Origin of the sequence: Photobacterium sp. GB-50 (assembly GCF_003026755.1) — a bacterium.
Lineage (GTDB): Bacteria > Pseudomonadota > Gammaproteobacteria > Enterobacterales > Vibrionaceae > Photobacterium.
Window position 1 is genome coordinate 1 of record NZ_PYNX01000036.1, and the last position, 12,475, is coordinate 12,475.

Genomic DNA, 12,475 nt, shown 5'->3' on the forward strand with positions numbered 1-12,475 from the left:
TTACGGGAGGCACGTGCCAAGGCTTCAATTATCGAATAAGAGTAACTCTGCCATAGTGAACTATTATAAATAAGACAACGACAGAATCCTTCGGTATTTAAACCGTCAACCTCCCTCGGTAATCACAATAACTAGCGGCATTCATGAGCACAAAAAAAGAATCAGTTCATTTCTATTATTGGTTTGCATTTAGTTTTAAATTACCGAATATCGTTCAATTTATTTCGCTTTTATTTACTATTTGTAAATAATGATTCATTGGCACTTTTGAGAAATTTATTTTAACAAAACAAACAATTAATGATCTTTATTGCATCATTTTTTATCAACCGCAATCGAACAAAGTTCAGGTTAAAATTTAATATTCCGAAAGTGTTATTTCCACTTATCGTTTTTTAGCATAAATTACTCACTATTAGTTACTTTGAAATCTTTGTCACTTTTTAATGAGAATGATTTAAATGCTAAGGAGGTAAAATTTTACTTCCTTAGTTTTAGTTAAGGAATGTTGGATGAAGTTTAGTCGAAAAAAAATAAATACATTCATTGGTTCGGTAATGGCGGTTTCGGCTTTATTGACTTGTGGCTCGGCTTTTGCTGCTAATAATGTGGCGCAACCAGATTTAGATTGGCATGTGTTAGATGGTGTTAAGATAAATAGCACTGCGTCTTTATGTCCGCAATCAACCGTAAAAGTGTGTAACGATAACATCTTAGATGCACTATATGCTGATAATAACTTCATGCCATTTTGGTTAAACCCTGCGCTTGTCAGTGCGATCATGCCGCAATTACAAGCGTTGGCAGATTCAGATACACTACCTGGTATGAAGCAGCGCCTACAAGAGTTGAAGAAATTAGAGACAAGGCAAGATGAGCGTGGCTTTGATTTACTATTAACGGATACCTATTTGGTGTACGTGGATTATGTGCACCAGTTAATGCAAGATCCTCGACCGTTATACAATTCACAGCCAGTAAAATTAACGCCTTTGTCGTTAACAATGGCGCAGAAATATTTCCCATTAACGGTTCAAAAAATCAATTCTCTTATTCCTTCTTCGCAGTTTGTTCCAACAATGGGGGTGATTAACCATTTATTAAGTTTGCCAGCTAACCCACTGGATTCAAGTGTTGTTCACTTCGATAAGGTTATTAGCATTGGTGAGCCGATCCCTTATGGCGACAAAGTTGCAACGGTGCTTTGGAATCTGGGTTATTTAACTCAGCCTGAGTATCAACAAGTTGTGGCTCAAGCAACAATTACCAATACTGGTGTGATTAACCAAGCGATCAAAGCTTTTGAAGGAAACTATGGCTTGAAGATGGACGGCATTATCGGGCCTGACGTTATGAGTCAATTAACACGCCCTTATTCAAGTTTGGTACGTCTTGCTGCATTAAACTTACAACGTGAGCGTTTTGCCCAATTAGAAGGGGATGGTCCACAAATTATTGTGAATATTCCTGATTACAAAATGACGCTATACGATAATCAAAAGCCAGTTTTTGAGTCGAAAATTATTGATGGGATGCCAAAACGTCCAACCAATTTGTTTCAGTCATACATTAATACGGTTGTGATAAACCCATACTGGTATGTACCTGAAACCATTAAAGTGCAGAATACGATTCCATCGGCTAAAGCAAATCCTAATTTCTTAACGAATAGTCGTATGGATGTGATTAATAGCTGGAGTGATCGCTCTGTTGTGCCACCGAGTTCTATTGACTGGGCAACGGTAAATCCAAAAACATTTACTCATGAGTTTCGTCAAGATCCTGGCCCTGAAAATGCGCTTGGACGAGTTGCATTTTTGATGCCTGATTCATTCTCTGTGTATATGCACGATGAAGCGCAATCAGAGTATCCATTGTTTAATCGTCGTCATCGCGATTTAAGCTCTGGCTGTATGCGTGTACAACAACCACGTAAAATGGCGACACTTATTTTGTCTTACCAAAATATGCCTAACTTGCCTTCTGTTGACGATATGATTAATACCAACAACCACCGTGAGATTGGCTTGGATACACATGTGAATCTTGATGTGGCTTACTTAACGGCATGGGTAACACCGAATGGTCAGTTAGCGATACGTCCTGATATTTACGGTTACGATAGCCCTCGCGCTAAACCGATTCAGAATCAATTTATTTCGATTCCCAATTACCGCACTCATCAACGTATGGCACTGGCATTGAATGGGCAAAGTAGTTAATTCGAAAGTAGATTTTAGTTTCGAAGAATAAAGCGCTTATTCAGCGTATGAAAAAGGCTAAGTGCAAAACACTTAGCCTTTTTGCTGTATTTAATCGGGCAATATTTATAGGCTGCTGTTAATAAATGAAATGCTGACGGATGAGCGGGGAGGGATGCCAATTTTTCGATGAGTAATTACTGATCAATTTTCAGTCTATTCGGGTTATAAAGGTTTGCTCGTCATCCACAAAAGCGACAAAGCCACCGTGATAGATGAACACTCGACCGCGTCCTTCAACGAGGCAAGCAAGTTGTGGGTTCAAACCTTCTTCGTTATCTTTGCTTTGAAATGTACCTGTATCGGTGATAACACCGCGGAGTACAGGCAAATACCCATAAGTCCGCTTGGCTTGATCAATCAGGCTTAATTCGCTGGTGGTAGAGAAGCAATAAGGTATTTTACCGGCTTCTTCGATAAACATAGTTTTGAATTCTTCAAAAGCTGTGATCACCAGCCAGTCAATGTCGTTAACGTGATGGATAAACATAGAGTTTCTCGGTAATTCTGATATGCAGATTCTATCACTATCAGGGCTGAGTGGAGTAGATATTGCGCCTAAAACTAGCGAGGTATTGAGAGTGACCGTGGCGACAAGAAACGTAAGCCTGAAAAAGTAGCTCATTTTGTTGCTTTCATTTGCGCGGACATGGGATGCCTTAAATGTGACAGGGAATGGTTGCTTGAATTGTTAGATCTTTGCGCTTTACCTACTCACTATATTTCGATTATTATCGAAATATAGTGAGTAGGTATCGATAATTGAGGAAACGCTATGTTAGCAGAGTGGCTCATACACAAAGATCAACTAAGAAGTTACATAGTGAAAAAGACGGGAGATCTTGATTTAGCTGATGACATTTTGCAGGACGTTTACATCAAGGCCAGTCAAAAGATTGAACAACTAGAATCGAGAGATAAGCTCCACAATTGGTTGTATCGCATTACGCATAATACGATTATGGATTTTTATCGGACTCAACAAATTCACGAAGAGTTGCTTGACAATCAAGTGGCAGAAGAGATGTCGGCAGAGCTAATTAACCTGCAAGCGGTGGCGCAGTGTTTACGTCCAATGTTTGATTGCTTGCCCGAGAAATACCGGCAAGTGATGATTCTTGCAGAGCTTGATGGATTGTCGCAGCAGGCTGTTGCTGAACAATTAGGGCTATCACTTTCAGCAACGAAGAGTCGCATTCAACGAGGTCGCGTAAAGCTAAAAGAGATCTTAATGGATTGCTGCAACATCGAAGCAGGAGGTGAGGGAATTGTCGATTTTGACCCTGATCCAAAGTGCGTAGAGTTCTGCAAAACAAGCGCGATGAATGACGGTGTTCATCAATCAGCCCAGGTGACTACACTCTAGATGATTTCTTGAATACTGGGGCGTACAACTGCATGATTTTTACTATGATGCACTTGTGACAGCCTCATTACCTTGCCTAACAACAGCGTTTTTTCCTTGCCTTTCCCATCCACATTTTCGTCAAAAATTAATTATAAAAATAGCGAATATTTTTGCGTCTTTTTTGGTTTTATTGCGTCTTCACAGAGTGAATAACACTTTTATTGAATAAGACAAATGAAAAATAAAGCCACCCCAATTGATATAGAGACTCTGGTTGATGAGTCGCTGTTGGTATTTATAGCAAGTGATGATGTGCAAGATACACTGCAAGGTGTTCGTCGTGGTATAGAGCGTGAAATGCTTCGAGTGACACCAAGTGCTCAGCTTTCGCACCGGCCCCATCCGAAATCGCTAGGTTCCGCACTGACTCACCCATACATCACGACCGATTTTTCAGAAGCACAGTTGGAACTAGTGACGCCTGCGGTGACCGGTAGAAAGGAAACATTTAAAAAATTGGCTTCGTTACACCACTTTGTAGCTACACATTTGCCGGAAGGTGAATCAATGTGGGCGGCAAGTATGCCTCCGTCTCTACCTTTAGATAGTGATATTGCGATAGCAAATTATGGCACATCCAATGTGGGTATGGCGAAGATGCGTTATCGAGAAGGCTTAGCAAACCGTTATGGAAAAAGAATGCAGCTTATTTCAGGCATTCATTACAATTTTTCGTTACCAAAACCTTTCTGGCAGATGCTTCATGCAAATACAGAAAGTCAATTGCCGCTAGAAGATTTTATTTCTGAGCGATATTTTCATCTGATCCGCAATGTTCTACGCAATGGTTGGATCATTCCATATTTGTTTGGTGCTTCACCCGCAGCCGACAAGAGCTATCTGCGAGATAAGCCTTATCAGTTACTGCATTTAGATAGCACGACAGATTACTTACCTTGGGCGACATCGTTGCGCTTAAGTAACTTAGGGTACGGAAGTAGTGAGCAATCTCGATTCCCGATCAGCTTTAATAGCAAACAGGATTATCTGATCGGACTATGCAAAGCATTAACTCAACCCAGTGTGCAATATTCATACTTAGCAGAGCATCAACAGTTGAATGGTTCGGTTCTTCAACTCGAAAATGAATTATACGGTTCCATACGTCCTAAAATTGTCAATGCACAAATGCGCCCATTGGTGGCCATGTGTCATTACGGGGTGGAATACATAGAATTACGCAGTTTGGACAATAATCCTTTGTTACCGCTTGGTATTGATGAACTTCAAAGTCAATTCATCGATCTATTTCTACTTTACAGCGCATTATCGCCTAGCCCTGAAATAAGTAAGCAGGAAAGAACCTTGATTATGCAAAGGCAAGAGTTGGTCGCGACACAGGGCAGAAAGCCGAATTTGATGTTGCCTACCTTGAATGGTGAGGTGCTACTGACGGATTTGGCGAAACCACTAATGAACCTGTTAGCCAAAATGGCGACCATCATGGATGGCGGGCAGAATACTAATGGCTATGAGAAAGCCGTGATGCGTGAACAAGCCAAGTTTGATGCCAGCCAGTTAACGCCTTCAGCACAAATTTTAGCGGTTATGGAGCAAGAAAACCTAAACTTCACAACGTTAATGAAAAGCTATTCAGACGAGCACCAACAAGGATATTTGAGCGATACGCTCTCTGACGATGAAATGACGCAATTACAAATGCTGGCATACAACTCTTTACTTGAGCAAAAACAGCTAGAGGCAGGAAATGAAGAAAACTTTGATGAGTATTTAGCCCAAAAACGTCATATCAATTGTGAAATGCCTTCTCGGGCTGATGCCGCGTTATCAATGCAAAGATATTCGATGCAATTTCAAGACAATAAAGAGCCAGCTAATCAATTATGAATATGCTTTGGAAATTAAAAGGCTACATCAAAATGTATGGCCGGCACTATCTCATTGCTCTTATCGCTTTGCAGTTGGTTGCTTTGATCAATTTGGTGCCTTCATGGCTGATCGGTCGAGTAGTCGACGGCATTAATCAAGGAACATTAGATGCACACAACCTAGTTATCTACGTCGGTGGAATCATTGTTTCGGGTGCGGCAATGTATGGTCTGCGCTTTGTGTGGCAAAGCAAGTTATATGGGGCGTCTATTGCGATTACTCGTGTGATGCGCAGTGAATTGTTTCAAAAGTTCTCACAACTTCCTCCTGCTTTTTATGCTCGCCGCAGTGCTGGTGATTTAATGGCGCATGCAACCAATGATCTTAACGCTGTTGAAGAGACTATGGGCATGGGAATTATGACGTTAGTGGACTCTTTCATCGCAGGTATAACCGTCATTTTAGGGATGATTTTTGTTGTCAGTGGTGAACTGACCGCCATTGCGCTGCTTCCCTTTCCGTTGTTAGTGCTGATCACTCGTCGTTATGGAGTGCAGCTACATAAAGCTTTTGGAAAGGCACAGTCTGCATTTTCTGATTTAACGGAAGAGACGCGTGAAACGGTATCGGGCATTCGTGCGGTTCGTACACACGGTATTTCTGGTCGTCAAGAACAACGCTTTGGACAAACCTTAGACCAAACGGTCGATGCCAATCTGACTGTAGCGAAAGTCGATGCAGCGTTCACTCCAACAATACAATTGGTTTACGGATTGTCGTTTGTGATCGCTCTTGGATACGGCGCATGGTTAATCGAACAGGGTAGTATCACTGTCGGTCTCTTTACGACTTTTACTTTGTACCTTGGTCAACTGCTGGGTCCATTTATGCAGTTTGGTTGGCAATTCAATGTCTTTCAACGGGGTAAGACCTCTTGGCGTCGGTTGGAGCATTTGTTTGCGGAACACTCGGAAGTGGTTGAGGGGGATCTAACATTAGCCAAAGATTCGGATTCAAGTATGTCATTTGATATCCGAGAATTTAGCTATGAGCAATCAAATCGAAGAGTTTTGGAGAGCGTAAAGTTTGAAGTGCCATCAGGTGGATTAGTGGGCATTACTGGGCCAACAGGCAGTGGCAAAAGTACGCTTCTGCATCTGGCTTTGCGTCAATTTAAACTTGAGCAGCCATCCAGTATTCATGTTTCAGGCATGCAAAGTGACAGCCTCACCTTTGATGCTTTGCGCAGCAAAATGGCTTGGGTTCCTCAAAAGCCGTATTTATTTTCCGGCACGATCGCAGAGAACATTGCCCTGTCAAAACCGAATGCGTCGTTGGCTGAAATAAAGCATGTGGCAGACATGGCTTCTATTCGAGCAGAAATTGAAGCGATGCCCGAGGGTTTTGATACCCGACTTAGAGAAGGCGGTACGAATCTATCGGGGGGCCAAAAGCAGCGATTAACACTTGCTAGAGCACTCCTGTCGGACACTGATATCTTGTTGTTAGATGATCCTTTCAGCGCATTAGATATAAAAACAGAGGCGCAAATTCGTCAAAATTTAAAATCGTATTATTCTCACAAAACGATGCTGCTTGTCACCCAGCGCCTGACCAACCTTATTGAAGCTGACCAAATCTTAGTATTAAACGATGGTCAGGTGGAGGAACGCGGTTCTCATCATCAATTATTGGCAAACCAAGGTTGGTATTCCATGGTTTATCAGCGTCAAAGTCAGTTAGGGGAGAAAGGCCCGTTGGTGAGCGCAGAAGCATTGCATGCACGTTCAAGCAGTACTTTTAACGTTAACAACGATCCTGCTCTGAAGGAGATCTACCATGGGAAATAATACGCTTTATCGCCGTTTGTTAGCGTTTGCATTGCCGCACAAAGCTCGTTTTGGTTTTGCATTTGTCATGTTGGGGCTAGCGGTCAGTGCAGAAATGACAATTCCTTGGTTGGCAAAAAGTGTCCTTGATGACGTAATCGTGCCTCAGCAATTTGAATGGCAACAGCTTATCTTTTTGATTGGGCTGGTTATGTTTTTTTACGTTTTAGCTGCGGTGTTCGGGTATTTTCAGGCGGTCGCTTTTAAACACGGCGCATTGCTTGTGGTCAAAGATGTGCGCGAGCAGTTATTTCGCCATGTGCTGAACTTTCCCATTGCGACATTCGACAAGCTGCCGACGGGGAAGCTGGTCTCTTACATTACTAACGACACTGAGTCATTGCGAAATATGTTCGTGTCGACGCTACCTACCGTGGTTCAAGGAACCTTACGTATTTTAGCCACTTTTATTGCTATGGCGTTTTTAGACTGGCGTTTGATGTTATTAAGCTTGGTGTTGATCCCCATATTACTTGTGACCATGCATCTATATCGCAAGATTTCAACGCCAGTATTTGATGGCATTCGAGTTCAAGTCAGCAACATCAATGGCCAAATCAATGAGTCGTTACAGGGAATGGCGTTGATTCAAGCGTTTCGCCAGCAGAAACGCTTTCAAACCAAGTTTGAGAAAGAAAATCAAAGCTGGTTTAACTTCAGAACCAAATCGGTAGCCATTGATAGTTTGATGTTGTTGCCATTGACCCGTTTGATTGGGACGCTGACCGTAGCGGGTATTGTTGCCTGGTTTGCAGGGGCTTCAATGTCGACCGTTGTGGAAGTGGGCACCTTATACGCTTTCTTAAACTATGTTGAGCGATTCTTTGACCCGTTCCGACAGTTATCGATGGAACTGCATAAATTGCAGGTTGCTACGGTATCGTCAAAACGTATTTTTGAGCTACTAGACGATGAGTCTGAGGTTCATCATCAAGTGATGCCAGAGGTAGAGTTCAATGATAGTCACGATATTGAGTTTCGCAATGTCACTATGGGGTACGAAGAAGATAACCCCGTGCTTAAAGACGTTAGCTTTACAGCAAAAAGTGGTGAGTTCACCGCAATTGTCGGCCATACCGGAAGCGGGAAAAGCTCCGTAATCAATCTGTTAATGCGTTTTTATCAACAACAGCAGGGTGACATTTTCATTGGCGGGCAATCGCTTCGAACTCTTCCAGAAGCACAATTGCGTAAGTTGTTTGGCTTGGTATCGCAAGATCCAACCATCTTTAGTGGTTCAATTGAAGATAACATTAACTTATCTCACGATGTTCTTACCATTGATAAAACAAGTGCAAACACATTGGCGAAAAGCCGTGAGAGAGCGATTCATGCAGCCCAATTGGTGCAAGCAGACCGATTCATTCATCGTCTACCTGATGGTTTTGAACACAAACCAGGTAATGGCGGTGCCTCGCTTTCCGTTGGGGAAAGGCAGTTATTGGCGTTAGCTCGGGCGATTTCCCACGATCCGAAAATATTTCTACTCGATGAAGCCACGGCGAATATCGACAGTGAATCGGAAGAAGCGGTTAAACAGGCGCTTGATAATATCCAGGGCGGCAGAACGGTTATTGCTGTGGCACACCGGTTATCTACCATTCAAAACGCTGATCAGATTTTGATGATGAACAGCGGCAAGGTCGTACAAAGAGGCACACATCAAGAACTGATTGCTCAAGATGGCGACTATCGAGATTTGTACCTGAGTCAAAAAGCGCAAGAAGAACATGACACTCAAAACAGCACGCTTGGTTTAACCGCCGCCAGTGCAGCATAAATAGTTAATTATGACGAGCAAGAACATTATGAAAAACCACACAACGCACATCGAATCTAATGATACTGATCAAACACAATTTGTATCTGAGCAAGTGATTGAAGACATCCTTGAGTGGGAAATCATGCACGGCGTAGCATTTCGTCAGGCTGACAATACCGCAAGGCATGTTCCCTTTAGTATTGCGCCGATGACAATGGAACGTTCAACGTATGACCACCTACGTAAGGTCACGCCATTGATTGCTAAATTGGTGAGCAACGTTTCTGAAGATCATCGTTTTCTGCAAACCTCATTGAGTGAGATGGCGAAAGCCGACCCGTTCTTCGGTCGCTTAATGGAGCTCCATCAACAAGCTCATGGCGATAAAACCGCCCCTAAGCAACCTGCTCGTCAGCCGCTGTTATTAATGAGAACAGATTTTATGGATGACCGACAATACGGGGCGAAAGTTATTGAATTTAATGGCATAGCGGCGGGAATGGGCCCTTTCGGTCAACGTGCTTTCGAGCTGCATCGTTTTGTTGAAAACCAATGGAACGAGGTTTACCTAGAGTGGCTAGAAGATGATTCAGCAACACCTGCCGATAACCAAGGATTGGAACAATTAGCCCTAGGCATCGCAACAGCAGCAAAAAAGGTTCAAGCTCATTTTGCTGATTCTGACAAGAATGGTGTAAGCAAAAATCCTGATCAAAAGCCAACATTCTTAATGATCGTCCAAAAAGGAGAAGACAATGTGTATGACCAACATCTTTTGGAGGTGGCATTACATAAGTTGGGCGTTCGTACCGTTAGACGTACATTCGAGCAATTGAGCACTCAACTTTCAAGTGGTGATAACCAGCGTTTAATCCTTGATGGTGTTGGCGCTATTGATACCGTGTATTTACGCGCGGGTTACCAATATTCAGATTACTGCGCGCCAGAGTTGGATGAAGACATTTGTTGTCACACATTGAGCCAAACTCGCTTGTTTATTGAAAAGCATTACGTGGCGATGAATGCCACCATCAGTCAACAATTAGCGACGAGCAAATCTATGCAAATGCTATTAACGCAAATGCCAGCCGAAGCTTATATTCAATGGGGATTGTCCCTTAATGAAGCCCATTTAGTGAAAAGCGTGTTGGCAGAGATGAAGGCGATCACCGCAGAAAGTATTGAATGGTTTTATCAGAGTGCGAATAAAAAAGAGTGGGTATTGAAGAACCAAGGGGAAGGTGGCGGTCACTGCGTATTTGGAGAGGATATTAGTGCTATTTTGCAACGACTAAAGCCAGAAGAATACAATGCGTGGACGTTAATGCAGCGCTTGTACCCACATGAACGCGACACCCCAACCATTGCCGTTCGAGATGGCAAGCAAACCTTAGTTAGCGACCTTGTTAGTGAAGTGGGGCTTTTTACTGCGCATTATCAAGGTAAGCCTGTTACTGAAAATAACGGTTATGCTGGATACTTAATACGCAGTAAGCCTGCCAGTGAGAATGAGGGCGGAATACATAGCGGGCAGGGGATTTTGGACTCGTTAGTCTTGATTAATAACTAACTATATATTCGCGATGTATCTGTTTGATGGCTCTATATCGAGCCATGTTACGAAATTAGTCCTCTATCGCGCGATTTTCCAGTACCTAGAGTTATTCGTATATTGCTAAATTAGCAAAGGCGCTAACTCAGAATTGTCCAATAATGCGTTAAGTCTACTCGTAAGCATAATGTGAAAGAATCAAAAAATGCCGTTCACACTTATGTGAACGGCATTTACCCAATAGGCTCTTTTTTCAATGACTTTATTACAATAGTTCCGGTAGTCGATTTGCCGCTCTTTCCAACGCCAGATTGACAACCTTCGTAATTTCCGGGTATTGATTATCTGAATCATCCCAATCAACATCTTCTGGTAACAGTACTTCTTCTAAAATTCGATGCTCCATTACGATCTTATTGTTTCCCAGATCAACCAGCGTGACCTCCGCATTCACATAGCCACGAGGTTTTGAAAGAGGAATAAAGCCGTAGTAATCACGCAGCGTGCCCGCAGCCATGATTTGGATAACAAGTAGATGTGTTGCTTGATACTGATCCTTCACGACAGAAACATCGTAATCGAAGTAACCTTTTTTAAGTTCATCTTTTGGAAGTTTATGTTCGTCAGTCGCTTTATAATATTCTGGGATAATCACGCTGTGGCTTCCCCGATTCTCTATCAATTTCGCAACTTTTGACTTGCCTACTTCAAACTTATCATGCGTTAGTGATTGAATATGAGATTCAACACTATCAGTCACCATTTCGTTGATAGCAAGATCAAGTAAACCTTCAGCACCTGATCGATGCGCCTGCATTTCTGGTGGTTGGACAAATGCAACTGCGATATTTTTATCTCCTCCCGTTTGCCAAAAGTCAGATGGAATATCCATTGCTTTTTTAGATACACATCCAGACAAAAGCATTACTGCTAAAGCACAACCGATAATTCTTATATATCTCATAATGTTACTTCCCTTTATTATATGAGAAAAAAAGGCTATCAATGGAATTATCAATGTACAATGTATCGTAAATTAAAAATGACAAACTGTGATTAATTACCTAATGGCAGTGGTAGTAGGGTGTATTACAATTCAAAACTTTGATCGATAAAGCAATATTTTACAGTGTTTTTTAATTCAATATGAGCCGCAGCAAATTCAGTTTCATCTCTTTTTTGTCAGGGAACACAATGTGCGTTACTGCTACTAACACTCATGTTCGACACAATAAATATTGACCACAACGTTAAGTGACTTTTCATTCCTGCTGTTATTTATGATGTGCTAATTTTTTTTCCGAAAATGATTTCTGTTAAACATGAGTTAGCTATTGTGGCTAGTTTATTTATCTGCCTCATCCTCTCATAAAGCGTTAGATGTAAAAAAACGCCATCAACATCATAATATATAGAGATTATATCGAGTATGATGAAGGTATTTTATGCGTATATTTTTGTATAAAAGTAAGAATACTTATTAATACACTGATGTAGATAAAGGAATGGAGTATGTCTAAAAGCACAGCAACATATTGGAATGTATTGGCCGAATCAAATAAGAGCAAGTGGGAACCGATTGAAGGTAGTTCAGGTATGCTTGAGCAATTAACGCTTGCTATAGATGAAATATCAGGAGATTACACTTGTAGTGGTCAACAAATACTAGCCACGGTTTTAGAGGTTAACCAATATAATCGTTCTGATTCATTCGGTGTTAATCCGCCATTATATTGATGTGGTCGTAATTGGCTGTAATAACCAATAATATAT

General features: G+C 41.8%; 9 protein-coding genes. 7 read left to right on the forward strand and 2 right to left on the reverse strand.

Annotation, left to right across the window (positions count from 1 at the left end; translation table 11 throughout):
- Nucleotides 1–512 precede the first annotated feature (512 nt).
- A complete protein-coding gene (locus C9J41_RS21265) occupies nucleotides 513–2,222 on the forward strand; it encodes a L,D-transpeptidase family protein (RefSeq protein ID WP_107208399.1) in 1,710 nt (569 codons plus the stop codon).
- 190 nt (nucleotides 2,223–2,412) lie between these two features.
- Here C9J41_RS21265 and C9J41_RS21270 read toward each other — a convergent pair whose 3' ends face one another.
- Complete coding sequence (locus tag C9J41_RS21270; RefSeq protein WP_107208400.1) at nucleotides 2,413–2,751, reverse strand: cytosolic protein; 339 nt, start codon at nucleotides 2,749–2,751, stop codon at nucleotides 2,413–2,415.
- 285 nt (nucleotides 2,752–3,036) lie between these two features.
- Here C9J41_RS21270 and sigZ point away from each other — a divergent pair, with 285 nt between their 5' ends.
- The 5 genes from sigZ (at nucleotide 3,037) to C9J41_RS21295 (ending at nucleotide 10,720) form a co-directional block, all read left to right on the forward strand.
- Entirely contained in the window at nucleotides 3,037–3,627 is a 591-nt protein-coding gene (gene sigZ, locus C9J41_RS21275) for an RNA polymerase sigma factor SigZ (protein ID WP_107208401.1), read from the forward strand.
- 216 nt (nucleotides 3,628–3,843) lie between these two features.
- Nucleotides 3,844–5,517 (forward strand): glutamate--cysteine ligase, encoded by a 1,674-nt coding sequence (gene gshA, locus C9J41_RS21280; RefSeq protein WP_107294995.1) that lies wholly within the window; start codon nucleotides 3,844–3,846, stop codon nucleotides 5,515–5,517.
- Nucleotides 5,514–7,349, forward strand: coding sequence for an ABC transporter ATP-binding protein (locus tag C9J41_RS21285; RefSeq protein WP_107294996.1), 1,836 nt, complete (start codon nucleotides 5,514–5,516; stop codon nucleotides 7,347–7,349). The genes gshA and C9J41_RS21285 overlap by 4 nt, the downstream gene beginning before the upstream one ends.
- Nucleotides 7,339–9,168 (forward strand): ABC transporter ATP-binding protein, encoded by a 1,830-nt coding sequence (locus tag C9J41_RS21290; protein WP_107208404.1) that lies wholly within the window; start codon nucleotides 7,339–7,341, stop codon nucleotides 9,166–9,168. The genes C9J41_RS21285 and C9J41_RS21290 overlap by 11 nt, the downstream gene beginning before the upstream one ends.
- A 28-nt stretch (nucleotides 9,169–9,196) precedes the next feature.
- Nucleotides 9,197–10,720: a glutathione synthase gene (locus tag C9J41_RS21295; protein WP_107288046.1), complete on the forward strand. Its 1,524-nt coding sequence runs from the start codon at nucleotides 9,197–9,199 to the stop codon at nucleotides 10,718–10,720.
- 247 nt (nucleotides 10,721–10,967) lie between these two features.
- Here the strand turns inward: C9J41_RS21295 and C9J41_RS21300 are convergent, their stop codons facing one another.
- Nucleotides 10,968–11,666: a cytidine deaminase gene (locus C9J41_RS21300; RefSeq protein WP_107208406.1), complete on the reverse strand. Its 699-nt coding sequence runs from the start codon at nucleotides 11,664–11,666 to the stop codon at nucleotides 10,968–10,970.
- A 548-nt stretch (nucleotides 11,667–12,214) separates the two neighbouring features.
- Between C9J41_RS21300 and C9J41_RS21305 the strand changes: the two genes are divergently transcribed.
- The gene (locus C9J41_RS21305; RefSeq protein ID WP_107294997.1) at nucleotides 12,215–12,439 is read left to right on the forward strand and encodes a hypothetical protein; all 225 of its coding nucleotides are present in this window, start codon (nucleotides 12,215–12,217) and stop codon (nucleotides 12,437–12,439) included.
- Nucleotides 12,440–12,475 lie beyond the last annotated feature (36 nt).

Coding starts and splice junctions, on each gene's coding strand:
- C9J41_RS21265 (WP_107208399.1), top strand. CDS start 513: ATGAAGTTTAGTCGAAAAAAAATAAATACATTCATTGGTTCGGTAATG.
- C9J41_RS21270 (WP_107208400.1), bottom strand. CDS start 2,751: ATGTTTATCCATCACGTTAACGACATTGACTGGCTGGTGATCACAGCT.
- sigZ (WP_107208401.1), top strand. CDS start 3,037: ATGTTAGCAGAGTGGCTCATACACAAAGATCAACTAAGAAGTTACATA.
- gshA (WP_107294995.1), top strand. CDS start 3,844: ATGAAAAATAAAGCCACCCCAATTGATATAGAGACTCTGGTTGATGAG.
- C9J41_RS21285 (WP_107294996.1), top strand. CDS start 5,514: ATGAATATGCTTTGGAAATTAAAAGGCTACATCAAAATGTATGGCCGG.
- C9J41_RS21290 (WP_107208404.1), top strand. CDS start 7,339: ATGGGAAATAATACGCTTTATCGCCGTTTGTTAGCGTTTGCATTGCCG.
- C9J41_RS21295 (WP_107288046.1), top strand. CDS start 9,197: ATGAAAAACCACACAACGCACATCGAATCTAATGATACTGATCAAACA.
- C9J41_RS21300 (WP_107208406.1), bottom strand. CDS start 11,666: ATGAGATATATAAGAATTATCGGTTGTGCTTTAGCAGTAATGCTTTTG.
- C9J41_RS21305 (WP_107294997.1), top strand. CDS start 12,215: ATGTCTAAAAGCACAGCAACATATTGGAATGTATTGGCCGAATCAAAT.